This is a genomic window from Franconibacter helveticus LMG 23732 (genome assembly GCF_000463115.2).
Taxonomy (GTDB): domain Bacteria; phylum Pseudomonadota; class Gammaproteobacteria; order Enterobacterales; family Enterobacteriaceae; genus Franconibacter; species Franconibacter helveticus.
Map to the genome: position 1 here is coordinate 26,208 of NZ_AWFX01000026.1, position 25,489 is coordinate 51,696.

19 protein-coding genes are annotated in these 25,489 nt (G+C 56.3%); 10 read left to right on the plus strand and 9 right to left on the minus strand.

What is annotated here, in order from left to right; genetic code table 11:
• Positions 1 to 57 precede the first annotated feature (57 nt).
• From ssuE to ssuB, 5 genes are read left to right on the plus strand one after another with little or no spacing between them, the layout of a single operon-like run.
• On the plus strand, positions 58 to 633 hold the full coding sequence (gene ssuE, locus DW56_RS07960) for an NADPH-dependent FMN reductase (protein WP_024553979.1): 576 nt from the start codon (positions 58 to 60) through the stop codon (positions 631 to 633).
• Positions 626 to 1,597 (plus strand): sulfonate ABC transporter substrate-binding protein, encoded by a 972-nt coding sequence (locus DW56_RS07965; protein ID WP_024553978.1) that lies wholly within the window; start codon positions 626 to 628, stop codon positions 1,595 to 1,597. Before ssuE ends, DW56_RS07965 begins: the two co-directional genes overlap by 8 nt.
• Positions 1,594 to 2,739, plus strand: coding sequence for an FMNH2-dependent alkanesulfonate monooxygenase (gene ssuD / locus DW56_RS07970; RefSeq protein WP_024553977.1), 1,146 nt, complete (start codon positions 1,594 to 1,596; stop codon positions 2,737 to 2,739). Before DW56_RS07965 ends, ssuD begins: the two co-directional genes overlap by 4 nt.
• 10 nt (positions 2,740 to 2,749) lie before the next feature.
• On the plus strand, positions 2,750 to 3,541 hold the full coding sequence (gene ssuC / locus DW56_RS07975) for an aliphatic sulfonate ABC transporter permease SsuC (protein ID WP_024553976.1): 792 nt from the start codon (positions 2,750 to 2,752) through the stop codon (positions 3,539 to 3,541).
• A complete protein-coding gene (ssuB, locus tag DW56_RS07980) occupies positions 3,538 to 4,311 on the plus strand; it encodes an aliphatic sulfonates ABC transporter ATP-binding protein (RefSeq protein ID WP_024553975.1) in 774 nt (257 codons plus the stop codon). The genes ssuC and ssuB overlap by 4 nt, the downstream gene beginning before the upstream one ends.
• A 30-nt stretch (positions 4,312 to 4,341) precedes the next feature.
• On the opposite strand, the gene pepN is transcribed toward ssuB, so the two are convergent.
• The gene (gene pepN, locus DW56_RS07985) at positions 4,342 to 6,954 is read right to left on the minus strand and encodes an aminopeptidase N (RefSeq protein ID WP_024553974.1); all 2,613 of its coding nucleotides are present in this window, start codon (positions 6,952 to 6,954) and stop codon (positions 4,342 to 4,344) included.
• Between the two features lie 264 nt (positions 6,955 to 7,218).
• Here pepN and pncB point away from each other — a divergent pair, with 264 nt between their 5' ends.
• The 4 genes from pncB to DW56_RS08005 all read left to right on the plus strand — a co-directional run bounded on the left by pncB (position 7,219) and on the right by DW56_RS08005 (position 12,978).
• Positions 7,219 to 8,421, plus strand: coding sequence for a nicotinate phosphoribosyltransferase (gene pncB / locus DW56_RS07990; RefSeq protein ID WP_024553973.1), 1,203 nt, complete (start codon positions 7,219 to 7,221; stop codon positions 8,419 to 8,421).
• 165 nt (positions 8,422 to 8,586) lie between these two features.
• Positions 8,587 to 9,987 carry an asparagine--tRNA ligase gene (gene asnS / locus DW56_RS07995; protein ID WP_024561994.1) on the plus strand — a complete coding sequence of 467 codons (1,401 nt, stop codon included), beginning with the start codon at positions 8,587 to 8,589 and terminating at the stop codon, positions 9,985 to 9,987.
• A gap of 521 nt (positions 9,988 to 10,508) precedes the next feature.
• Positions 10,509 to 11,603, plus strand: a complete 1,095-nt coding sequence (locus DW56_RS08000) for a porin (protein WP_024551267.1) — start codon at positions 10,509 to 10,511, stop codon at positions 11,601 to 11,603.
• Positions 11,604 to 11,787: 184 nt separating this feature from the next.
• A complete protein-coding gene (locus DW56_RS08005; RefSeq protein ID WP_024551266.1) occupies positions 11,788 to 12,978 on the plus strand; it encodes an amino acid aminotransferase in 1,191 nt (396 codons plus the stop codon).
• 45 nt (positions 12,979 to 13,023) lie between these two features.
• On the opposite strand, the gene DW56_RS08010 is transcribed toward DW56_RS08005, so the two are convergent.
• The 7 genes from DW56_RS08010 to cmoM all read right to left on the minus strand — a co-directional run bounded on the left by DW56_RS08010 (position 13,024) and on the right by cmoM (position 23,690).
• Positions 13,024 to 13,671 carry an MBL fold metallo-hydrolase gene (locus DW56_RS08010; RefSeq protein WP_024551265.1) on the minus strand — a complete coding sequence of 216 codons (648 nt, stop codon included), beginning with the start codon at positions 13,669 to 13,671 and terminating at the stop codon, positions 13,024 to 13,026.
• A 37-nt stretch (positions 13,672 to 13,708) separates the two neighbouring features.
• The gene (locus DW56_RS08015; protein ID WP_024551264.1) at positions 13,709 to 14,260 is read right to left on the minus strand and encodes a YcbK family protein; all 552 of its coding nucleotides are present in this window, start codon (positions 14,258 to 14,260) and stop codon (positions 13,709 to 13,711) included.
• 181 nt (positions 14,261 to 14,441) lie between these two features.
• On the minus strand, positions 14,442 to 16,277 hold the full coding sequence (ldtD, locus tag DW56_RS08020) for a L,D-transpeptidase (protein ID WP_024551263.1): 1,836 nt from the start codon (positions 16,275 to 16,277) through the stop codon (positions 14,442 to 14,444).
• 166 nt (positions 16,278 to 16,443) lie between these two features.
• The gene (gene mukB, locus DW56_RS08025; RefSeq protein ID WP_024551262.1) at positions 16,444 to 20,901 is read right to left on the minus strand and encodes a chromosome partition protein MukB; all 4,458 of its coding nucleotides are present in this window, start codon (positions 20,899 to 20,901) and stop codon (positions 16,444 to 16,446) included.
• Positions 20,894 to 21,604, minus strand: coding sequence for a chromosome partition protein MukE (gene mukE / locus DW56_RS08030; protein WP_049294273.1), 711 nt, complete (start codon positions 21,602 to 21,604; stop codon positions 20,894 to 20,896). The genes mukB and mukE overlap by 8 nt, the downstream gene beginning before the upstream one ends.
• Complete coding sequence (gene mukF, locus DW56_RS08035) at positions 21,585 to 22,907, minus strand: chromosome partition protein MukF (protein ID WP_024551260.1); 1,323 nt, start codon at positions 22,905 to 22,907, stop codon at positions 21,585 to 21,587. The genes mukE and mukF overlap by 20 nt, the downstream gene beginning before the upstream one ends.
• 3 nt (positions 22,908 to 22,910) lie before the next feature.
• A complete protein-coding gene (cmoM, locus tag DW56_RS08040) occupies positions 22,911 to 23,690 on the minus strand; it encodes a tRNA uridine 5-oxyacetic acid(34) methyltransferase CmoM (protein WP_024551259.1) in 780 nt (259 codons plus the stop codon).
• Between the two features lie 129 nt (positions 23,691 to 23,819).
• Here cmoM and elyC point away from each other — a divergent pair, with 129 nt between their 5' ends.
• Positions 23,820 to 24,599 carry an envelope biogenesis factor ElyC gene (gene elyC, locus DW56_RS08045; RefSeq protein ID WP_024551258.1) on the plus strand — a complete coding sequence of 260 codons (780 nt, stop codon included), beginning with the start codon at positions 23,820 to 23,822 and terminating at the stop codon, positions 24,597 to 24,599.
• Here the strand turns inward: elyC and DW56_RS08050 are convergent.
• Positions 24,576 to 25,469 (minus strand): YcbJ family phosphotransferase, encoded by an 894-nt coding sequence (locus DW56_RS08050; protein WP_024551257.1) that lies wholly within the window; start codon positions 25,467 to 25,469, stop codon positions 24,576 to 24,578. The genes elyC and DW56_RS08050 overlap by 24 nt on opposite strands.
• Positions 25,470 to 25,489 lie beyond the last annotated feature (20 nt).

Consider the following 25,489-nt stretch of genomic DNA (forward strand, 5'->3'; position numbering starts at 1 on the left):
CACACCAATTGTTATTAATGTTACCTGAAAGCAAACAATTGGTTATAAGGAGCCGTTATGCGAGTCATTACTCTTGCCGGAAGTCCGCGCTTTCCCTCGCGCTCCAGCGCTTTACTGGAGTATGCCCGTGAAAAGCTGAATGCATCGAGGGTGGAAGTGTGTCACTGGCATTTGCAGAATTTTGCCCCGGAAGACTTGCTCTATGCTCGCTTTGACAGCCCGGCCCTGCAAACGCTCATCGAACAGCTAGAAAGCGCGGATGGCTTGATCATCGCCACGCCCGTTTACAAGGCCTCTTTCTCCGGCGCGTTGAAGACGCTGCTCGACCTGCTGCCGGAACGGGCGCTGGAAAAGAAAGTCGTCCTGCCGCTGGCGACAGGCGGCACCGTCGCGCATCTGCTGGCGGTGGATTATGCGCTAAAGCCCGTGCTGAGCGCGTTAAAAGCGCAGGAGATCCTGCATGGCGTTTTCGCTGACGACAGCCAGATTAAAGATTACCAACATAAACCCGTCTTTACCGCGCATCTGCACCAGCGGCTGGACGCCGCGCTGGAAACGTTCTGGCACGCGCTGCACCGCCGCGACGCCGCCGCCCCCTCCCCTTTCGCTGAGCAAGGAGCGATTCATGCTTAATTTTCTTCGTCGCGCGCCGCTGCTGGCGCTGGTGGGTCTGCTTGCGCTGCCTTTCGCTTCAAAAGCCGCTGAAACGGCGCCGGATGCGTTGCGCATTGGCTACCAGAAAGGCTCGGTCAGCATGGTGCTGACGAAAAGCCACCAGTTCCTGGAGCAGCGTTATCCCAACACCAAAATCCGCTGGGTTGAGTTTCCTGCCGGCCCGCAGTTGCTGGAGGCGCTGAATGTCGGCAGCATCGATTTAGGCAGTACAGGCGATATTCCGCCTATTTTTGCCCAGGCGGCAGGGGCGGATCTGGTTTACATCGGCGCTGAACCGCCGAAGCCGAAAGCTGAAGTGATACTGGTGGCGGAAAACAGCCCGCTGAAAAGCGTGGCCGACCTGAAAGGCCATAAGGTGGCGTTTCAAAAAGGCTCAAGTTCGCACAATCTTCTGCTGCGGGCGTTACAAAAGGCAGGGTTAACGTTTAACGATATCCAGCCGGTATTTCTTACTCCCGCCGATGCCCGCGCTGCTTTCCAGCAGGGCAATGTCGACGCCTGGGCCATCTGGGACCCGTACTACTCCGCCGCGCTGCAACAGGGCGGCGTGCGGGTACTCGCCGACGGCAGCGATCTTAACCTGACTGGCTCGTTCTACCTGGCTTCCCGCCCGTATGCTGAGAAAAACGGCGCATTTCTGCTTAATGTCCTGCACACCTTCAGCGAGGCGGATGCCCTGACGCGCAGCCAGCGCGATGAAAGCGTGAAGCTGCTGGCGCAAAGCATGGGGCTGCCGGAGCCGGTTATCGCCAGCTATCTCGATCATCGTCCGCCTACCGCTATTACGCCGGTAAACGAAGAAACCGCCGTGCGACAGCAGAACACCGCCGATCTTTTTTATGACAACCGTCTGCTGCCGAAAAAAGTGGATATCCGCACCCGCATCTGGCAACCCGCAGAAACAAAAGGAGCTAAATCATGAGCCTGAATCTGTTTTGGTTTTTACCTACCCATGGCGATGGTCACTACCTGGGCAGCGATGAAGGCGCGCGCCCGGTTGATTATGCTTACCTGCAACAGATAGCGCAGGCGGCAGACAGGCTGGGCTTTACCGGCGTGCTGATCCCGACCGGGCGGTCCTGCGAAGATGCGTGGCTGGTGGCCGCCTCGATGATCCCGGTCACTCAACGGCTTAAGTTTCTGGTGGCGCTGCGCCCGAGCGTGATATCCCCGACCGTCGCGGCGCGCCAGGCCGCCACGCTTGACCGTCTTTCCAACGGTCGCGCGCTTTTTAATCTGGTCACCGGCAGCGACCCGCAGGAACTCGCCGCCGACGGCGTCTTTCTTGACCACGCGCAACGGTACGAAGCATCGGCCGAATTTACCCGCGTCTGGCGCCGGTTGCTGGAAGGCGAAACGGTAGATTACGAAGGCAAGCATATCCGCGTGCGCGGCGCTAAGTTGCTCTTCCCGCCCGTTCAACAACCCCGACCGCCGCTTTATTTCGGCGGGTCTTCGGATGTCGCTCAGGATCTGGCGGCCGAGCAGGTCGACCTCTATCTTACCTGGGGAGAGCCGCCGGAGCAGGTCAAAGAAAAAATCGCCCAGGTTCGCGCTAAAGCAGCGGCGCACGGGCGTAGCGTGCGCTTTGGCATTCGCCTGCACGTGATCGTGCGCGAAACCAATGAAGAAGCGTGGCAGGCAGCCGACAGGCTGATTGAAAAGGTCGATGATGAAACCATCAGTAAAGCGCAGGCGGCGTTAGCACGTACCGATTCAGTGGGCCAGCACCGTATGGCGGCGCTGCACAACGGCAAGCGTGACAAACTGGAGGTAAGTCCTAACCTCTGGGCGGGCGTCGGTCTGGTGCGCGGCGGCGCAGGCACGGCGCTGGTAGGCGATGGGCCGACGGTGGCGGCGCGCATCAATGAGTACGCCGCGCTCGGTATCGACAGCTTTATTCTTTCGGGCTATCCGCATCTGGAAGAGGCGTACCGCACAGGAGAGCTGCTCTTCCCGCATCTTGATGTCGCAACCCCGCAGGTGCCGCAACCGCAGCCGTTGCAGCAGCAAGGCGAAGCGGTAGCTAATGAATTCCTGCCGCGCCGGGTGGCCCAGAGTTAAGGAGAGAGGCATGACGACAACCTCACGCAAGTGGCTCTACCGGGCCGCGCCCTGGCTGCTGCCGGCGGGCATTGTGGTTATCTGGCAGCTGGCTTCGCAAACGGGATGGCTTTCCACGCGCATTTTGCCCTCGCCGGAAGGGGTCGTTAGCGCGTTCTGGAACCTCTCGGCCAGCGGCGAACTCTGGCATCATTTGGCGATCAGCGCGTGGCGGGCGCTTATCGGGTTCGCTATTGGCGGGACGATTGGCCTGACGCTCGGCCTTATCAGCGGCCTTTCGCGCTGGGGAGAGCGGTTGCTGGATACCTCTATCCAGATGCTGCGTAATGTGCCGCATCTGGCATTGATTCCGCTGGTTATCCTGTGGTTCGGCATTGACGAAAGCGCCAAAATTTTTCTGGTCGCGCTCGGAACGCTTTTTCCCATTTATATCAATACCTGGCATGGGATCCGCAATATTGACCGTGGATTGCTGGAGATGGCCCGCAGTTATGGTCTTTCCGGCTTCGGTCTGTTCACGCAGGTGATCCTGCCGGGCGCCCTTCCCTCTGTGATGGTCGGGGTGCGCTTCGCGCTGGGCCTGATGTGGCTGACACTCATCGTGGCGGAGACCCTCTCTGCGAACGCCGGCATCGGCTATCTGGCGATGAACGCCCGCGAATTCCTGCAAACCGATGTCGTCGTCGTCGCCATTATTCTTTATGCCCTGCTTGGCAAACTTGCTGATATCAGCGCGCAGTGGCTTGAGCGTCTCTGGCTGCGCTGGCACCCGGCTTACCAGCATCAGGAGAAAACCGCATGAATACGGCCAGACTGAACCAGGGAACGCCATTGCTGCTGGACGGCGTGACTAAACGCTACGGCGAAAAAACCATTCTTGATGGACTAAACCTGCATATTCCCGCCGGGCAATTTGTGGCTGTTGTCGGACGCAGCGGCGGCGGGAAAAGCACGCTGCTGCGCCTGCTGGCGGGCCTTGAACAGCCCGACGCCGGCCTGCTGCGCGCAGGAAACAGGCCGCTCGGCGAAGCGCAGGAAGAGACTCGCCTGATGTTCCAGGATGCTCGCCTGCTGCCCTGGAAAAAAGTCATTAATAACGTTGGGCTGGGGCTGAAAGGCAGCTGGCGAGCGCAGGCGCAGGAAGCGCTCGCCGCCGTCGGGCTGGAAAGCCGCGCTGACGAATGGCCCGCTGCGCTCTCGGGCGGACAAAAACAGCGCGTGGCGCTGGCGCGGGCGTTAATCCATCGTCCAGGACTCCTGCTGCTTGATGAACCGCTCGGCGCGCTGGATGCCCTGACCCGTCTCGAAATGCAGGCGCTGATCACCGCTTTATGGCAGGAGCACGGCTTTACCGTTCTGTTGGTCACCCATGATGTAAGCGAAGCGGTGGCGATGGCGGACAGGGTGTTGCTGATAGAAGAAGGTAAAATCGGTCTCGATCTGCCTGTGAATCTGGCTCGTCCACGCCGCGTTGGGTCAGTGCGGCTGGCGGAACTGGAAGCACAGGTGCTGGAGCGGGTCATGCGCAAAAGCGAGCAGGAATATGCCGCCCGGCGCGCCAGCCACGGATAAGAAAAAGCCCTGCATCGCAGGGCTTTTTTATTACGCCAGCGCCTTACTGACTTTCTCGTAGAGATCGCCCGAAAGGTTAGGCAACGCTTTGAGTTTTTCCAGCGCCGCGCGCATCAGCGCCTGGCGGTGTTCGTCATAGCGTTTAAGGCGGATAAGCGGTTCTATCAGGCGTGAAGCCACCTGCGGGTTTCGGCTGTTAAGTTCAGTGAGCATTTCCGCCATGAACTGATAGCCGCTGCCGTCTTCAGCGTGGAACGCCGAAGGGTTGCTGCCGGCAAAGGCGCCAATCAGCGAACGCACGCGGTTCGGGTTGCTGAGGCTGAAGGAGCGATGCTTAAGCAGCTCGCGGACTTTTTGCAGCACATCCTGCGCCGGGCTTGTGGCTTGCAGAATGAACCATTTGTCCATCACCAGGCCATCCTGATGCCATTTCTCGTCGTACCCGGCGAGCAACGCGTCGCGGCATGGCAGCTGCGCGCCAGTAGCGGCCGCCAGCGCCGCCAGCGCGTCGGTCATGTTGTCCGCGGCGTGATACTGCTGGCTTACCAGCTTGTCAGCCAACTGTACGTCGCCAAACGCCAGATAGTGCAGGCAGATGTTGCGCAGCGCGCGCTTGCCGATATCCGCGTGATCGACACGGTAGCCTTCGAGCTTCGTCGCGTTGTACACCGCCAGGAATTCATCGGCCAGCTCGGTCGCCAGCGTGCGGGTCAACGCCTCATGTACCGCCGCGATAGCCAACGGATCGATGGTCTGGAACAGTTCGGCAATTTCATTTTGCGAAGGCAGAGTCAGAATTTCCGCCGCCAGCGCCGGGTCGATAGTTTCATCCAGCAGGATGGCGCGGAAAGCGTCTGCGACGTGCAGCGGCAGCGAAAGCGGCTGCTGTTGCTGTAAACGCGCCACGTTCAGCTTGATATGCGTTGCGAGCAGGCTCTGCGCGGCGTCCCAGCGCGAGAAGTCGTTGCGCGCATGGCGCATCAGGAAAGTCAGCTGCTGGTCGCTCCACTTGTACTCAAGCTTCACGGGGGCGGAGAACTCGCGCAGCAGCGATGGTACCGGCTGGCACGGCACGTTATCAAAGACAAACGTCTGTTCCGCCTGGGTCAGGTTCAGCACGTTGGACACCGGGTGGCCTTCGCGTTGCAGGGCAATAACGTTGCCTTCGTTATCATAAAGCTCAATATCGAACGGGATATGCAGCGGCAGCTTTTCCTGTTGATCCGGCGTGGGCGGCGTGTGCTGGGAAAGCTTAAGCGTGTACTGTTCTGCCTGCGGATCGTAATCGTCCTGTACGGTAACGACCGGCGTGCCGGACTGGCTGTACCAGCGGCGGAAATGCGAAAGGTCGACATTCGACGCGTCTTCCATCGCCTGGACAAAGTCGTCGCAGGTGGCGGCGCTGCCATCGTGGCGCTCAAAGTAGAGCTGCATCCCTTTCTGGAAATTCGCTTCGCCGAGCAGGGTGTGCATCATGCGAATCACTTCTGAGCCCTTCTCGTACACGGTCAGGGTATAGAAGTTATTCATCTCGATGACCATATCGGGGCGAATCGGATGCGCCATTGGGCTTGCGTCTTCGGCGAACTGCAAACCGCGCATGGTGCGCACGTTGCTGATGCGGTTAACGGCGCGGGAGCCGAGGTCTGAACTGAATTCCTGATCGCGGAATACGGTCAGCCCCTCTTTGAGGCTAAGCTGGAACCAGTCGCGGCAAGTGACGCGGTTGCCGGTCCAGTTATGAAAATATTCGTGCCCGATAACGCGCTCAATATTGAGATAGTCTTTATCGGTCGCCGTTTCGGCGCGGGCTAACACAAATTTGGAGTTGAAGACATTAAGGCCTTTGTTCTCCATCGCGCCCATATTGAAGAAATCCACCGCGACGATCATATAAATGTCGAGGTCATACTCGAGGCCAAAGCGCTGCTCGTCCCACTTCATGGAGTTTTTCAGCGAGGTCATGGCCCAGCTGGCACGGTCAAGGTTGCCGCGATCAACGAAAAGCTCCAGCGCGACTTCACGCCCGGAGCGGGTAGTAAAGGTGTCGCGCAGGACATCAAAGTCGCCCGCCACCAGCGCAAAGAGATAGCACGGTTTCGGGAACGGATCCTGCCACTGCGTCCAGTGGCGGCCGCCTTCCAGATCGCCCTGGCCTACACGGTTGCCGTTGGAAAGCAGGTAGGGGTATTTGGTTTTATCGGCGATGATTTTGGTGGTAAAACGGGCCAGCACGTCCGGGCGATCGAGATACCAGGTAATATGGCGAAAACCTTCCGCTTCGCATTGCGTGCAAAGCGCCTCGCCCGACTGGTATAACCCTTCCAGGGCGGTATTGGCGGCCGGACTGATGGTATTAACGATTTTAAGGGTAAAGCGCGCCGGAAGATTCTCCAGCACTAAAGCGCCCTCTTCCAGTCGATAATCCTGCCAGGGCGCATCATTAATATGTAATGAAACCAGAGTAAGGTCTTCGCCGTCGAGACGCAGCGCCGTCGCTTCTGCTGCGTTACGGTTTACCTGGCTTACCGCAGTGACGAGGGTTTTGGCGGCATCCAGTTCAAAGGTCAAGTCAATATCGCTGATGAAATAGTCCGGCGCACGGTAGTCGTGGCGGTATTTGGCTTGTGGCTGTTGAGTCATATAAAACCTTATGCATGGTCCGTATAGTTACGCCTCCAGTCTATTCCTGTTGCGATAATGTTGCCACGCAGAATCTTTATCTTTTCCACGGGCCCCGGCCTCTTTGCTACATTTAGATAACATAGGCACAAAATGCCCTCGACCCGGGCCGGTGGTTGTGTTGTGATCCTGCTTCAATAAACCGATAATCAGGGTATACTCCTGCGTCTTTATCTGCTTAGCCATTGATGGAAACGCTCCTGTGAGAGGATGCCATTTCGCACCATGACACAATTCGCTTCCCCCATACTGCAAACGCTGCTGGACACCGACGCCTATAAACTGCATATGCAGCAGGCGGTATTCCACCACTACTATGATGTGCATGTCGCAGCGGAGTTTCGCTGTCGTGGTGACGATCTACTGGGCATTTATGCTGACGCCATTCGCGAGCAGGTCGACGCCATGCGCCACCTCGCCCTTAGCGAAGCGGAGTTCCAGTGGCTCTCCGGTCTGCCTTTCTTTAAAGCGGACTACCTCGCCTGGCTTAAAGATTTTCGTTATGACCCTGCTCAGGTGCAGATCAGCAACGACAACGGCAAACTCAACATTCGCTTAAGCGGCCCATGGCGAGAAGTCATCCTGTGGGAAGTACCGCTGCTCGCGGTTATCAGCGAACTGGTGCATCGTTTTCGCTCGCCTGAAGCAAGCGTGGCGCAAGCGCTTGAACATCTGGAAAGCAAACTCGCCGATTTCCGCACCCTGACGGCAGATCTTGACCTTAGCGCGTTTCGCCTGATGGACTTCGGCACCCGTCGCCGTTTTTCCCGCGACGTTCAGCAGGCCATCGTCGAACGTTTGCAGCAGGAGCCCTGGTTTATCGGCACCAGCAATTACGATCTGGCGCGCCGCCTGAACCTGACGCCGATGGGCACCCAGGCGCACGAATGGTTCCAGGCGCATCAGCAAATTAGCCCGGATCTCGCCAATAGCCAGATTGCAGCGCTAAAAGCCTGGCTTGAGGAGTATCCCGACAGGCTCGGGATTGCGCTCACGGACTGCATAACAATGGATGCGTTTCTGCGCGATTTCGGGCCCGATTTCGCCACCCGTTATCAGGGTTTACGCCACGACTCCGGCGACCCGGTGCAGTGGGGCGAAAAAGCTATCGCCCATTATGAACGCCTGGGAATCGACCCGCTCAGCAAAACGCTGGTCTTCTCCGATAACCTCGATTTTCCAAAAGCGCTTGACCTCTACCGCCACTTTGCCTCGCGCGTGCAGCTTGGATTCGGCATCGGCACCCGTCTGACTTGCGACATTCCGGGCGTTAAGCCGCTTAACATTGTGATAAAGCTTGTCGAATGTAACGGCAAACCGGTGGCGAAACTCTCCGACAGCCCCGGCAAAACGATTTGTCATGACAAAGCTTTTGTTCGCGCTTTGCGTAAAGCCTTTGACCTGCCGCAGGTCAAAATCGCCAGCTAACCTCTCCCGGGAGCGGCTTCGCTCCCGTTTATCCCTCGCCTTTCTGATTTCTTTCTTTCCCGCCGCGAATTCTGCTTGTCTGATGGCGTGCGCCAGGTAACATAGATAACCCCCCTCGTTGGGGCTAAAGGATTTTATGTTTGACCATTAACCAGAGAGAAAATTATGAGCGTTGTGCCTGTAGCCGACGTACTCCAGGGCCGCGTCGCCGTTGACCAAGAAGTCACCGTGCGCGGGTGGGTGCGTACCCGAAGAGATTCAAAAGCTGGCCTCTCCTTCCTTGCCGTCTATGACGGTTCCTGCTTTGATCCCGTACAGGCTGTCATTAATAATTCTCTGCCCAATTACAATGACGAAGTGCTGCGCCTGACGACGGGTTGCTCCGTCATTGTGACCGGCGTGGTGGTGGAATCGCCAGGCCAGGGCCAGAGCTTTGAGCTACAGGCGACGCGCGTGGAAGTCACCGGCTGGGTCGATGATCCGGACACCTACCCGATGGCGGCCAAACGCCACAGTATTGAATACCTGCGTGAAGTGGCGCACCTGCGCCCGCGCACCAACATGATTGGCGCGGTCGCCCGCGTACGTCATACGCTGGCCCAGGCGCTGCATCGCTTCTTCCATGAACAAGGCTTTTTCTGGGTTTCCACGCCGCTGATTACCGCGTCGGATACCGAAGGCGCTGGCGAGATGTTCCGCGTCTCTACGCTGGATATGGAAAACCTGCCGCGTACTGGCGAAGGCAAAGTCGATTACGATAAAGACTTTTTCGGCAAAGAGGCGTTTCTGACCGTCTCCGGGCAGCTCAACGGCGAAACCTACGCCTGCGCGCTTTCTAAGATTTACACCTTCGGCCCGACTTTCCGCGCTGAAAACTCCAACACCAGCCGCCATCTGGCGGAGTTCTGGATGCTGGAGCCGGAAGTGGCGTTTGCCGATTTGAATGATGTGGCAAGCCTTGCGGAAGCAATGCTGAAATATGTCTTTAAAGCGGTGCTGGATGAGCGCATGGACGACATGAAATTCTTCGCCGAGCGCGTAGATAAAGATGCCGTTGACCGCCTGCAACGTTTCATCTCCGCCGACTTCGCCCAGGTTGACTACACCGACGCAGTAGCCATTCTGGAAAAATGCGGCGAGAAATTTGAGAACCCGGTTTACTGGGGCGTGGATCTGGCCTCTGAGCATGAGCGTTACCTGGCCGAGAAGCATTTTAAAGCGCCAGTGGTAGTCAAAAACTACCCGAAAGATATTAAGGCTTTCTATATGCGCCTTAACGAAGACGGCAAAACCGTGGCGGCGATGGATGTTCTGGCGCCGGGCATCGGCGAAATCATCGGCGGCTCCCAGCGTGAAGAGCGTCTGGATGTGCTGGATGCGCGTATGGAAGAGATGGGCCTTAATAAAGAAGATTACTGGTGGTATCGCGACCTGCGTCGTTACGGCACCGTACCGCATGCCGGCTTTGGTCTGGGCTTCGAACGTTTGATCGCTTATGTGACTGGCGTACAGAACGTGCGCGACGTTATTCCTTTCCCGCGCACGCCGCGTAACGCAAACTTCTGATTATTCCCCAGGGCCAGCTTGCTGGCCCTTTCTTCTTTTCCCGCTTTTATTTCCGTTTTTCCTCAGAAACATTTTTCAACAAAAATAGTCCACACATCTGTTGCGGTTTTGAAATTCCGCACGCTATAGCATATTTGCTCACCTTTCACACAGCCTTCCAGCCGTCCAAAAAAGAAAAATAAGAAAATCTGACATGAGAATCATTTTTATATAAGTTGCGCTTTTGCCTGATTAAACATAAGGATTTCATATATATAGATAATAAAAGACGAAATTTTATTCATATGAGGAATAAATTTGAGATGGTTCACAAAGTTCCCGAAATTTCATAAATTCTTACACAATATTTCTTTTTGTTACCGATTTTAGATATTTGTAGCACATTCAGGCTAGCGAAACGTGAATATGAATGGAAAGATGCCTTCAGACACAGAAAGACACCAAACTCTCATCAATAGTTCCGTACAGAATTATTGACGGCAGTGGCAGGTGTTCATAAAAACCAATGAGGGTAATAAATAATGATGAAGCGCAATATTCTGGCAGTGGTAATTCCTGCCCTGCTGGTAGCCGGTGCAGCTAACGCTGCAGAAATCTATAACAAAAACGGCAACAAACTGGATCTGTACGGCAAAGTTACCGCAGAACACGATTTTGTGACCTCTGGCGATAACACCACCAATGGCGATGCAACTTACGCACAGCTTGGTTTTAAAGGCGAAACCCAGATTAACGATCAGCTGACCGGTTACGGCCAGTGGGAATACCGTATGTACGCGAACGATGCTGAAGGTTCTCAAACCCAGCGTACTCGTCTGGCATTTGCTGGCCTGAAAATGGCTGACGCAGGTTCTCTCGATTACGGCCGTAACTACGGTATCGTTTACGACGTAGAATCCCTGACCGACATGGCGCCGTCTTACTCTGGTATGACCTGGGCCAACTACTCTGATAACTTCATGACTGGCCGTACTACTGGCGTCCTGACCTACCGCAACACCAACTTCTTTGGTCTGGTTGACGGCCTGAACTTTGGCGTTCAGTACCAGGGTAAAAACGATCGCGGCATCGATAACACCGAACAGTCTAACGGCGATGGCGTAGGCTACTCTCTGGGTTATGATTTCGGCGAAGGTTTCAGCGTGATCGGCGCTTACAGCAACTCCGCGCGTACTTTGAACCAGAAACTGGATGGCAAAGGCGACCGTGCTGAAGCCTGGGCAGTGGGTGCAAAATATGACGCAAACAATATTTACCTCGCCACTGTTTATGCTGAAACAACCAACATGACCCGCGAAGCTGACGCTACTTTCGCTAACCAAACGCAAAACTTTGAAGCGATTGCTCAGTACCAGTTCGATTTCGGTCTGCGTCCATCCCTGTCTTACGTCCAGTCCAAAGGTAAAGACCTGGCTGCGCGTGGCACTTTCAACGGCGGCGATGCTGACCTGCAAAAATATGTTGAAATCGGTGCTTACTACTACTTCAACAAGAACTTCAACGTATATGTTGACTACCAGCTGAACCTGATTGATGACACCACCTACTCTGATAGCGTTGGTATCGTAAACGGCAAAGACGACCAGGTTGCACTGGCTGTTACTTACCAGTTCTAATTGCCGAATAAGTTATTATTCAGCGCATAAAAACAGGGCTTCGGCCCTGTTTTTTTATGGGCGAATGCAAAAACGTTCAACTTTTGCGATCCCGCTAACTTTTCCGGGCAAACGGTTGGCATTTTGTAAATCTCCCGTTAACCTGATAGCGAATTTCCCTTCTGACATCACAATGGAATCCGTCATGTTTGAGAATATTACCGCCGCCCCTGCCGACCCTATTCTGGGCCTGGCCGACCTGTTTCGTGCCGACGATCGTCCCAGCAAAATCAATTTAGGCATCGGCGTCTATAAAGATGAAACCGGCAAGACGCCGGTGCTGACCAGCGTTAAGAAGGCGGAACAATTTCTGCTGGAAAACGAAACCACGAAAAACTATCTCGGCATCGACGGTATTCCTGAGTTTGGCCGTTGCACACAGGAGTTGCTGTTTGGCAAAGGCAGCGCCATTATCAACGACAAACGCGCCCGCACCGCGCAAACGCCTGGCGGCACCGGCGCACTGCGTGTAGCGGCGGATTTCCTCGCTAAAAACACCAGCGTAAAACGCGTATGGGTGAGCAACCCAAGCTGGCCGAACCACAAAGGCGTGTTCAATTCCGCAGGTCTGGAAGTACGCGAATACGCTTATTATGATGCTCAGAACCATACCCTGGATTTCGACGGTCTGCTGAGCAGCCTGCAAGAAGCCCAGGCGGGTGACGTTGTGCTGTTCCACGGCTGCTGCCATAACCCGACCGGCATCGACCCTACGCTTGAGCAGTGGGAACAGCTGGCGAAGTTGTCTGTTGAGAAAGGCTGGCTGCCGCTGTTTGATTTCGCCTACCAGGGTTTCGCCCGCGGTCTGGAAGAAGACGCAGAAGGCTTGCGCGCATTTGCAGCGCTGCACAAAGAGCTTATCGTGGCGAGCTCCTTCTCAAAAAACTTTGGCCTGTATAACGAGCGCGTAGGAGCCTGCACGTTGGTGACTGCTGATGCGGACACCGCTGACCGCGCGTTTAGCCAGATGAAATCCTGCATTCGCGCTAACTACTCTAACCCGCCTGCTCACGGCGCGGCTGTTGTGGCGACCATTCTCAGCAACGACGCGCTGCGCGCCATCTGGGAACAAGAGCTGACCGACATGCGTCAACGCATCCAGCGTATGCGTCAGCTGTTTGTAAATACCCTGGCGGAGAAAGGCGCCGATCGCGATTTCAGCTTCATCACCCGGCAGAACGGCATGTTCTCCTTTAGCGGCCTGACCAAAGAGCAGGTGCTGCGTCTGCGTGAAGAGTTTGGCGTTTACGCCGTCGCTTCCGGTCGTGTAAACGTGGCGGGCATGACGCCGGATAACATGGCGCCGCTGTGCGAAGCTATCGTCGCTGTGCTGTAAGCCAGCGCGCATAAAAAAAGGCCGCATTATGCGGCCTTTTTTGTTTTACCAGACGGGCTGTTCATCCTGTAAAAACGGATTATGCAGCCGCTCATAGCCGAGCGTTGAGAGGGGACCATGACCCGGAATAAAGGTCACATCGTCGCCCAGCGGCAGCAGCTTGCGCTTGATGGCATCAATCAATTGACCATGATCGCCGCGTGGGAAGTCGCTGCGCCCGACGCCGCCTTTGAAAATCACATCGCCGGAAACCAGCAGGCGCGATTTTTCATCGAAGAAGACAATATGACCTGGTGTATGCCCGGGGCAGTGCAGCACCTGTAAAGTGATGTTGCCAACGCTTACCGTTTCACCCTCTTCAAGCCAGCGGTCCGGCGTGAGCGGCTGACACTCTTCCAGACCAAACATCCGGCTTTGCTGCGGTAGTCCTTGCAGCCAGAACTCATCTTCTTTTTCCGGACCGACAATCGGTACGCCGTAATGCGCAGCGAGTTCCGCCGCCGCGCCGACATGGTCAAGATGACCATGAGTCAACAGGATTTGTTTAACAGTGACGTTACAGGAAGCCACCTCAACTTTAATGCGCGCCGCGTCGCCGCCTGGGTCTACCAGCGCCGCCTCGCCTGTTTTCTCACACCAGATTAACGAACAGTTCTGCGCGAACGCCGTTACCGGAATAATATGATGGTTCATACCGCTCCTTTACCCGGCTTGCGCCGGAATCATTTATTTACCAGTGCCTTACCGGCCCGGTATCAATATGCACAAAGTTGCTGCTGGGGTAGTATCCTACACCACCAGAGCGCAGAGATAACGCGGCTTTGCGAATATTGCTGAGCGAAATGCCTTCGATATGGAAATCCATCGCCTGGCCTTTGGTGTGGTAGCTATTTTTCGCTACACCACGGCTATGGGCGCGTAATTCGTTGTTGGTGTCACGTGAACGATAGCCGGAAATTAACTGCACCGGGCGGCGAGTGCCAAGCAATCCCTGCAAGCGATAAAGCTGATCAAACAGCGAAGGGTCGATAGCCTTCACTTTATTCGCGCGAAAGTCACGGAAGAAGTGGTTAAGCTTTGCTAATTCATCCTGAATATAGCCCCGGCCATCAAAAAATTCGGCCTTGATCGATTCGCCGGTGTGAAGGTTGTTCAGCGTAAGAATACGCGGACGCGGCGTCGAGAGGGTGGCAAATGCCGGTGTCGGCAGGATAGCGGCCGCGCCCAGCGCAGCGCCACCTAACGCCAGCAGTTTGCGGCGATTAGCGTTTATATTTTCCATGATAATCAGGTCTACAAGTCTGGGTGATCGTTTAATGCACTTCTGGCGCAAGAGAGCGCACCATAACTGGCGTGGCTGACCACGTCAAGCCAGGCGAAACCCAGTAAAAACGGGCCTTGCAGCGATGCAGGCCCGTTTTTTTCTCGTTATTCCAGTGCTTAACTTTTTGACGTCGCTGAAGTTAGCGGATCAATTTTTCAGCTTTTGGCAAGATTTGTGCGCCCGATCGCGCGGTCTGATCGTAATTGTAAATATCTGTACGATACTGGGTACGGCCATCCGCGCCGACAAAGGCGGTCAGATAATAAAGGTTAACGGGAATAGACTGACGGATGTTGACGTAGCGAGTATTCCCCTCTTTCAGCGCCGAAGAGATACGCGTGTCATTCCAGCCTGCATCCTGAAGCAGCATATTCGCAAGCTCTGACGCTTTGTTAACTCGCACGCAGCCTGAGCTCAGCGCCCGCACATCTTTCTGAAAGAGGTTATGGTTCGGCGTATCGTGCAGATAAATCGCGTCTGAGCTTGGCATATTAAACTTATAGCGCCCCAGCGAGTTATGGTCGCCCGGCGCCTGCTGGAAGCGGAAAGGCAAATTACCGGGCGTAATAGTTGCCCAGTCGACCATATACGGATCGATGACCTCCGCATTGCTGCTCCAGCCACGCAGCACGGTATAGTTGTGGCGCGCCAGATAACCCGGGTCATTCCATACTTTCGGCAGAATGTCTTTACGGGCAAGCGTGGGCGGCACATTCCAGGGCGGGTTAACCACCACGTTGTTCAGCGCGCTGCTCATCAACGGCGTTTTACGGTCCGGCCGGCCGACAATCACTTTCGAGGCCAGCACCTCGGTGCCGTTCTGGTAATAAACCAGCGAGAACTCGGGGATATTCACCATAATGCCGGTATTCAGTTTGCCTGGCAGCAAACGCAGGCGCTGGATATTCAGCGCCAGCACTCCGGCGCGCTGGGCAGGGCTAACATTAAGCCAGTCGCGGGTAGACTGACCGATAACGCCATCGGCTCCCAGCCCTTGCCACTTCTGAAAACGTTTCACCGCTTCCACAAGCTCGCGGTCATAAACACCGCGGGTTTGCGCGGCTTTCGGTTTTACGTCGCGCGACGGTTCTGTCTGCGCCGAAGGGCTGACGACGGCGTTATCCGCGCCGTCATCGCCTGGCAGGACAATCTGTGGCCCGCCATCAAGCATGCCGTTACGCTGGAGAATTTCACGCAGCGCGCCGATATCATTGCTCCACTGGCCGGGGCTTAGCTTCGCTTTACTGACCAACTGCGGCCACGGGCGATTGTCCGCCACCAGCCTCAGCAGGGAATCATGCATAGCGGCATACTGGGGATGCTGAGGCGCAAGGGCTGCGACAAAAGCGCTCAGCGAACCGTTATCCAGCGCCGTCTGCCACTGGTTAATCACAGAAAGCGGCGGCGTTTCGGCTTTGTAGGGCTTGCTGCTGTATAACCAGCGGTTGCCCTGGGTAGGAATGCCCGCAACGAACTGCAAATAGCCCATCATGGCGTCAGAGAGGACAATATCACGCGCCATACCCGTTACCGCCGGGTCGGTAAGTTGTTCAACCCAGGTCGTAAATTGCGGCTGAAAACCGGCAATGGCCACCTCGGCCAGCTGTTGCTGGAAAGCCTGCACCGCTTCGCGGTTATCCCACATGGGCTTCATTTCACGCGCAGCATAAAGCGCGGAAAGCGCATTCAGATAAACTGGCGCGTAACCTGCCGGCAACTGCGATTCGATTTGCGAACGGCTTTGCGCAGCCGACATGCCTGCGCTTAACGGTTGAATACCGGCCATCATCGCCGTAGAGGCGGCCTGAGCGAGCGGTTGCGCCAGTGCGGTTGGCTGTACGCCTGTTGTCGCTGTGCTATCGCCCGGTACGACTTCAGGCTCATCGGCCTGAACACTAAACAGCGGAGCGAAACCGAGAGCCAGACACAGGCTTAGTGCTGACCATCGAAACCGTTGCGTATTGTTAAGCACCATCCCTTGCCCCCTGTTTAATCACATCATTGGGTTTGCGAGCCAGCCCGCAACCTTATTTTCAGTATATAAAGAGAAAAAACCATTTGCCTGACCAAATGTAAAGATAATTAAAGATTAAGTACTACAAAAAAAGCGGGCCGTGGCCCGCTTTTCCGATTTACACCGGTCAGGAAATATCTGCCGTTCCCGCCAACGCTTCTCCTGGCTCGTTTTGCTGTATGGCAAAACCGCGCAGGCCCACTACGTGAACGTGTTCATGGTTCTGGAACACTTTACGCACCAGTTTGTAAGTGGTGCCTTTTTCCGGGCTGATATTCTCTGGCGCGGCGATGATCAACTGCATTTCCAGACGCTCGCAAAGTTCAAAGAGCGTGGCGATAGAGCGGGCATCAAGACGCGCCGCTTCATCCAGGAAGAGCAACCGGCAAGGCGAAATATCTTTGCCCCGCAGACGACGCGCTTCGTCTTCCCAGCTCTGTACTACCATCACCAGAATCGACATACCGGTACCGATAGCCTCACCGGTGGAAAGCGCCCCGCTCTCTGCACGTAGCCAACCGTCGGAACCACGGTTAACTTCAACTTCCATCTCCAGATAGTTGCGGTAATCCAGCAGCTCCTCGCCGATGGTTTGCGCCGTGCGCTGCCCCATATCGATTTGCGGATTCAGACGCTGGTAAAGCTTCGCCAGCGCTTCGGAGAAGGTCAGGCGATTGCTGTTAAACAAATCCTGGTGCTGCTCATGCTGTTCGGAAAGCACATCCAGCAAAGTGGCATGGGTTTCACGCACGTTGACGTTAAGCCGGACGCTATTCACCTGGCCGAAGGAGACGCTTTGCAGCCCCTGGTTCAGCATGCGGATACGGTTCTGTTCGCGCTGGATGGTTTTACGAATGATATTCGCCACGCTGCGGGAGCTGATGGCGAGCTTCTGCTCGCGCGAGGTGAGCTCTTCCGTCAGGCGGCCAAGCTCAATCTCCATCTGCTCAATGGCTTCCACCGGGTCGTCGGTGCGAATAATATCCTGACGGATACGCTCGCGCAGATGCTGGTAGACGGCCACAAAGAACTGGATTTTGCGCTCCGGGCGTTTAGGATCTTCCGACATGCGCAGCACGTCGCGCAGGTGCTCGTTGTCCGCAACGGCCAGACGCAGCGCGCCCAGCGCTTTATCCGACATAGAGCGCAGCTCATCGGCGGAAAGATAAGCCAGCTCGCGACGATGCAGGCGACGCTCAACGCCGTTGTCTTTCACCAGGCGCATTACCGCACACCAGCCCGCCTTGGCGCTCACTACCTGTTCACGCATTTCAATATAGTCGCGCTCAAGGCGCTTGAGCTTACGGGTCAGGTTATCCATTTCCGCTTCGCACAGGGTCAGCTGTTTCTCAAGCTGATTGCGGCGAGAGCGGTTGTTGCTGAGCTGCATATGCAGTTCATCGCGACGCAGGCGGGCGCGCTCTTCTGCCCCTGGATCGGCGCGAACGCCGATATCCTGAAGCTCTTTGTGTAAATCGCCCAGCAGCTCTTTTTTGGTATCGAACGAGCTTTTCAGCGAGGCCAGCACCTGATGATACTGGCTGAGCTGGGCGGCATGGGTGCGCAGCGCTTCACGCGCACGGGTACGCTCCGCTTCTGCCTGCTCCAGCCGCTGGCGCAGTTTTTCGTTCAGGTCGCTGTTGCCGCTCAGCATCTCCGCCGAATCGCTGTAGCTGAAATGCGCGCGGCGTTGCACCACTTCGCTCAGGGCGAACGCTTGCTGACGCGCATCGCGCTGTACCTGACGGGCGTACTCATAATCTTCTTTAAGCTGTTCAAACTGCTCCGGGTCGCTTTGCAATACCGAAAGCAGCGGTTCCAGCTTCGCCAGCTGGTTGCCGTGCTGCTGAATAAAGCGGGCGGCTTCCTGCGCTTCATCCAGACGCTCGTGGATCTCATCCACCCTGTCAGCCAGCGTCTCGTCGCCGAGCAGATTCAGACGCGGCAGCAGACGGTTAAGTTGGGCCACGCCCTCTTTCGCCTGTTCAAACTGCGCGCGCTGTTGCTGGTTGTCATTTTCGTGCTGGCTGATGGCGCGTTCGATTTCATTACGACGCGTGTTCAGCGCACGGATTTCCGCTTCCGGATCGGCTTCAAAAGCCACAGCCAGATGCTGACCGACAAAGCGGCTGAACGCCTGGTGCAGACGCTGGGTTTTTTGCACGTCGAACGAGAGTGTCGCGTAGCGCTCGGCCAGCGTCTCGCGCTCGGCATGCAGGTTTTCGATACGGCTTTCGCGCGCGGCGCGGCCAAACAGCGGCAGCTCAGGGAAACGGGAGTAGCGCCACTGGCGATCCGCCACTTTCACGACCACCGCTTTTTCCAGCTCTTCAACACTGAATACGCTGTCGTCAAAGGATTGCGGATCCCCTTCGATCAGGTAGAGATCTTCGGGACAATCCGCAAGCCCGTCGAGTTGCTCGCGTACCAAAGAGAGATCCGGCACCACAATCGCGTGACGGGAAGGACCATAGAGCGCGGAAAAGTACGGCGCGTCGTCCAGCGACACATCGTCATAAATTTCTGAAAGCAGAACGCCGCCGAACCGCTCCGCCAGCGCGTTCAGACGGGCGTCGTCGGCGCCGCCAGGCTGGCTCAAACGTTCGATTTCTTCATCAACCGCACGCTTACGCCCACCCACTTCGTCACGCTCAACGATGGCTTCGCGCTCGCGCTCCAGCAGTTGTTGTAGATATTCCGTGACCTGCTGGCCCGACTCAAACGTCTCGCCGCTCTGCTCGCTTATCTGGTTAAGGCTGCTTTGCGCCGCAAGCCAAACCGGCGCGCGGCTGTTCAGGCTTTTGATGCGCGCCTGAAGCTGCTCCAGCTCCTGGCGCAGCGTCATGCGCTGTTCGCCAGCCTGAGAAACGCTGTCGGAGAGCGACGCGATTTGCGCTTCCAGCTCCTGATGCAGCGCTTCAAGTTCGTCCGGCTCAAAATGCCTGCCTTGTCGCTTGCAAAATTCCGCCAGCAGACGTTCCGCTTCCTGCTGCTCGCGCAGACGCTGCTCAAGTTCCGCAAGGCGCATGCGCAGCGGCTGCACCTGTTCGGCAAGATGGCGCTGTTGGCTGGCGTCGCGCAGCAGTTCGCGGGCGACGCTCCAGGCGTCTGAGCGGCTGACAGGACCGTTAATTGCGATAACCAGCTGGTAAGCCTGCTCAAACTGATTATGCGCCGCCTGGACCACGCTCATTTTCTGCTCAAGCGTGAGCAGCGTTTCCGTGGCCTCCTGCTCTTTTGCCTGGAACGTCTCCAGCCATTCAGCGGCGCTGTCGGCATTAAGGTCAGGCAAGTGGCAGAGTTCGCGCGCGCGGTTAAGCGCCGTCAATGCCTGCTGATACTGAATAGCGCGCGTCTGCTGTACGTCCAGCGCCTGTTGATAGTCGGCGAGCTGGTTTTTGAGTTCATCAACTTCAAGCTCGGCGGCTTCGGCGCGCGCCTCGTTCTCTTCCTGCTGCCCGGCAGCTTCGGCCACCACTTCGTTTTGCTCTTCCAGACGAATTTGCAGCTCGTCGAGATCCGCCTCGTAGCGCTCAATTTTTTCCTGCTGGCGCAGCGCGGTTTGCACCAGGTTCAGGTGATCGCTCGCCGCCTGGTAATCGGTCTCCAGGTCGCCTTCCGCCCCGGCGTGTTCCGCCAGTTCGCGCGCCATATCGACATGCTTGTACTGTTCAGCCGCCAGTTGCTTACGGCTGGTAAAAAGCTCACGGCGATATTCGATAGCTTTATCAAGATGAATGCGGCGCTCGTTGGCATGACGCATATAGTCCGCCGCCACATAGTTGGTGGCTTCGGAGATCAAGTGCTTAAAGAGATCGCGGTCAGACTGAGTGACGCGGATGGCTTCCAGCGTCATGCGGTTTTCCCGCAGCGCCGCTTCCATATCCTGGAACGCTTTGCGCACGCCGCTGTTTTCCGGCAACAGATAGTCGCGCAGCGAGCGGGTAATGGCGCTGGAAATCCCGCCGTAGAGCGACGCTTCAATCAGACGATAATATTTGCTGCGGTCGGAAGCGGAGCGCAGACGACGCGCCACAATCCCCAGATCGAACATCAGGGAGTGGTAATCGGTAATGGAGTTGAACTGCTTAAACTGTACCCCTTCCATCGCGTCGATTTTGTCTTTCAGCTCGTTCAACGTCAGCACGCGCGCCTGGCGTTCATTCAGCGTTTCCGTCAGAAGCTGCGTTGGCAGCAGGCCGCTCGGTAAGCCCTGAATAGCGAAAGGTTTGATATCAACTTTACGATCGCGACCGGCGATTTGCTGGAGGCGAACGCCCACCAGCACGCGCTGGTGGCGGGAGTTAATGACGTCCAGTACCGAGTAGCAAACGCCTGCTTTGAGTTTCCCGTGCAGACCTTTGTCACGGGAACCCGACGTCGCGCCGGCTTCGGTCGTGTTACGAAAGTGCAGCAGCGTCAGGTCCGGGATTAGCGCCGTAACAAACGCCGCCATGGTCGTGGATTTACCTGCGCCGTTGCCGCCGGAAAGCGTGGTGACCAGTTCATCCAGATCAAACGTCCGAGCGAAAAAGCCGTTCCAGTTGATAAGCGTCAGTGAGCGAAATTTACCGCGTTCAATCATTCTCTTCCTCTCCGCGTTCCGTCTGGTTGTCGTCATTTTCGTCGTTGAGTTGCAGATGGTTCTCAACCGGCATCGCTTCGCCGTCGCGGATCATGCGCAGTTGCGCCTCGCGCGGATCGTCGCCGCTGCGCACGTCGGCGCCAAAACGGAAGACTGATTCGGTAATGCGGAATTTGCTGCTGTCATGGCCCATAAACCAGACCATGCCCAGGCGGCGCAGGCGGTTAAGCGAAGAACGCACTTTTTCCTGCAATTTCTGCCTGTCGAGATCGGAGCCGGTTGAACGGTTGTTCACAAGCTTAAGCAGCTTGCCTTCATCCGCCAGCGCCAGCAGTTCATCATAGAGTTCCTGCTGGGTGAAAATGCCTTCGTTAGCGAGACGCTCCGGGCTGAGATAGAGGTAGCAGAGGATCTTGCCCACCATCATATCCAGCTCGGAGAGCACCGAGCGGGGAATAAGCGTAGTGGAGCGCGGGCGAAGGTAGAAAAACCCTTCCGGCGCGCGCACCAGCTCTACATTATAACGGCCATAAAACTCTTCCAGCTCATGCTGGAAATCCATTAAAAAAGCGTGATTATCCAGCTCTTCCAGGCCAATGTGACGCCCGGCGCGAAGCTGGCTGTCGAGCGCCGGAAACAGCGGGTTCGCCAGCGCCTGCGCCAGTTTAACCGGCATCACTTGTTCAATATTTGTCAATGACATGCGCCTGTACCTTGGCTCCGTAATCATTAATGAGCTGCCATTTCGCCGGCAGCCCTGTAAAGTCGGCTTCCGCCACACCAAGCCGTACGGCCTGGTCGACGACGATACGCGCCACATCAAAATGGCGCGCGCGTGGGAATTGCGCCAGATAGTCGCGCATCACAATCCCGAGATCCAGCGGCTGTTGGCTGGATTTAAAGACCTCAAGCTGCGCCTCGATCATCGCCGCCAGCTGTTCGCGGATCTCGTTAAACTCTTCAAACTCAAGATCGGGCGGCAACTCGCCGGTGACTTCTTCATCGCGCAGCGCCATCTCTTCATCGCGCATATCAAGCAGACGTTCGGCGTTGGCATGCGTTAATGCCCACGGCGCATCGAAGTAACTCTGCACGGACTGACGCAGACGCTGGGCGAAGACGCGGTTTTTATCCATATCGATAGCGGTGCGGATAAATTTATGCACGTGTCGGTCGTAACCAATCCAGAGATCGATAGCCTGCTGGCCCCAACTGATAATGCGATCGAGTTTGCTTTGCAAATCAAACACCAGACGGTCGATAAAATCCAGGTCGTCGCGGCCAAGCGTCGCTTCCTGGATCATCAACAAATTGGCTTGCAGCTTATCGCCTGCTGCTTCCAGCGTATCCTGTAGTTCACGCAGCGTGCCTGACGTTTCAGAAAGCAAAAGCTCGCAGCTGGAGATAGCCGCGCGCCAGTCTTTATTAAGCAACTGGGCGATATCGTCTTTCACCAGCTGCTGCTGCTCATCCATAATGCGCTGGGTTAAATCGATACTGTCGAAAATCTCTGCTACCGAATATTTCAGCGGCGCGTAAACGTTGCGATGCCAGTGAAATTCATCGCCATTTTCCTGGGCCGCGTCGGCGGCGCGTTTCAACTCGCCTGCTACAATAGAAAGCTGCATGGAAAGACGCAGCGTGGAGAACTCGCGCTGGCGAATGTAGTAGTCGGTAATGCCGATGCCGAGCGGCGTCAGGCGGTAAATGGCGTTTCCTTCCGCCTGCTCGCTGGTGAAGCGGTTAAGCAGGCGCTGGCGCACCATATCATTGATGGCGTTATTGGCGCGCTGAGCCACGGTTTCGGTCGTCTGCTCGAACGCATCGCTGACGTGGCGAAATGCGTCGACCAGTTCCCCTTCGCTCATTTCGCCATCCAGACGTTCGCCGTTAAGCGTGGCGACAGCCAGCAAAAAAGCCAGCCGGTCAACCGGAAGCTGGATGGAAAAATCATTTTTCCTGGCCCAGGCAACCAGTTCGGGGACTGTCTGGGAAAAAGTACTCATAGTTTATCCTTGGGTCTCCGGCTTAAACGCAGTGACATGAATATAACGGCCCAGACTTATCCAGGGCTCCTGTCGACAGTAACGCGTTTCAAGCTCAAGCAGCGTCTCGTAATCGTCGCGCTGCTGGTGTTTTTCACGCAAATAATCGTGGAAAACCCGCACGCCGGTTTTGCTGGCCATCCGCCAGCCAATCTCTTCAAGCCAGCCATAGACCTGCTGCGGCTCGCGCGGGTAATCGGGTGAAAGCGAACGTTTTTTCTTCTTCGGCATCCCCTGCTGCACATAGGGAAAATTGCCTGCCACCATGTTGTGCATCAGCAAGCCGTGGGCATTGTAAAACATCAACGAGAGCGCGCCGCCAGGGGCGAGACAGCGCCAGAGGTGCTCCAGCACCGCTTTCGGCTCCGCCACCCATTCGAGCACAGCGTGAAACAATATCAGATCAACCGGGCTTTCCAAATGTTGAGCCGCATCCTGAGCGGCGCATTGTACAAAATGCATGTTCTCGCTCACACCTTCCTGTAAGGCATGTTGACGCGCGCGGGCAATCATTTCGGCAGAGAGATCGCATAGCGTAACCTGATGACCCAGCTTCGCCACGCGACAGGCGGTTTGCCCTTCTCCGCCGCCGGCGTCAAGGACGCGCAGCGGGCGCTGCGGCAGGCTTGCGAACAACATGTCGAGATCCTGCCAGAGGATCGCCTGGCGCAGTTGCCCTTTTGTTGTACCGTATATGTTGCGCGAAAACTTTTCGGCAATGTCATCAAAATTGCGATCCCGCATAGGTACAACTCCACCAAAAAAGGTTTCCGACAAAGGCGCTATTTTGTCACAGCCGTGCGGAGAATGAACCCATTCGGAGTAAGATCGCGGGCGTTTGTCTGCCGTATGGTTAAAAAAGGAACCAGACCCATGCTGTTTACGCTAAAAAAATTTATTGGCGGCCTGATGCTGCCCCTTCCCTTCCTGCTGCTGGTAATGGCGCTGGCGCTGGTGCTGCTGTGGTGGAGCCGCTGGCAGAAAACCGCAAAGGGTCTGCTGACGGCAAGCTGGTTCGCGCTGTTCCTGCTGAGTCTGCAACCGGTGACGGACAGGCTGCTAAAGCCCATTGAATCGGCTTACCCCACCTGGCGCGGCCAGGAAAAAGTCAATTATGTGGTTGTGCTGGGAGGCGGTTACACCTGGAACCCGGCCTGGGCGCCCAGTTCCAATCTTATTAATAACAGCTTGCCGCGTGTGACCGAAGGGATACGCCTGTGGCACGCTAATCCTGGCGCAAAATTAGTCTTTACCGGCGCCCCTGCAAAGACGAACCCCGTCAGCACCGCAGAAGCAGGCGCGCGCGTTGCGCAGAGTCTTGGCGTTCCGCGCAGCGATATCATTACGCTTGATACGCCGCGGGATACAGAAGAAGAGGCGGCGGCGGTAGCAAAGGCTATCGGGCATCAGCCATTTTTACTGGTGACATCCGCTTCGCACCTGCCGCGAGCGATGCGTTTTTTTCAACATCAGGGATTAAAACCGATACCGGCGCCGGCGAACCAAATGGCTATTGAGTCGCCGCTCAACCCCTGGGAGCGGGTTATCCCCTCGCCGCTGTGGCTGATGCACAGCGACCGGGTAGGTTATGAGACGCTCGGCAGGATCTGGCAATGGCTTAAGGGCGCGTCAGGCGACCCAGGGAAGCAGTGATTTCGACGCCGTTTCGAAGGCGGCGCGATTCATTTTGCCCGTTTGCAGAAGCTGCGCCACTTCGTCCCATAGTACGTAAAGCCATCGACGCCAGAGGAACGATTCCGCCACCGGCGCGTGTCGCAGATAGTGCCAGAACAGGCTTTCCGCCAGCGGCGTGTCGAAGAGGCGAAACAGTTCATATTCACGCGGCGCCCACAAGATAACGCCCGGGCTTACCATCGCCAGAAGCTGATCGCTTCTGGCGTCTTTCAGCATGCTTCGCAGACTGAAATGACCATGAATTAATACGCAATTATCGCTAAAACCGGCGAACATCTCGTCTAAACACTCTCGGGTGCGGAACAATATCCGGCGGTCCTGCATGGTCAGACCGGTATTTTTATACTGGTTGAGCGTGCTCCAGAGCACTTCCACGCGCTGACGATACCATGAAGGCCAGATGTTCTCCTGGGTGCTGTCGACATTGCCTACGCAGCCATGGCTGTCGACCCGGTGCCAGGCCAGCAGCGCCTCGACAATCTGATCTTTCAGCTGTTCCCAGCGTTCCGGCGTGCGGGAGGGCGCTTCTACCGGCACGCCGCGCAACCTTTCCATTAGCAGGACGTCCGGCCCCGGATGCTCCTCATGCGTCATCACGCCATACACGACCGGCATGCGTACCGTTCCGGAACGCGCAAGCATTGAAATTTTCCAGGCCAGCTGTCTGGCAAGTCCCGGCGTGGTAAAGCTCCTGGCGAGCAGCGGCATCGGGTTGCCGTGACTGTCATACAGCGACCAGAGCGCCGTATCGGGTTTCTCAGTTATGCATTCAAGACGGCTTAGCTTTTCGCCTAACAGATGACTCAGTTCCGCACGCAGTTGCTCCATTTCCCGTTACCCTTATAAAT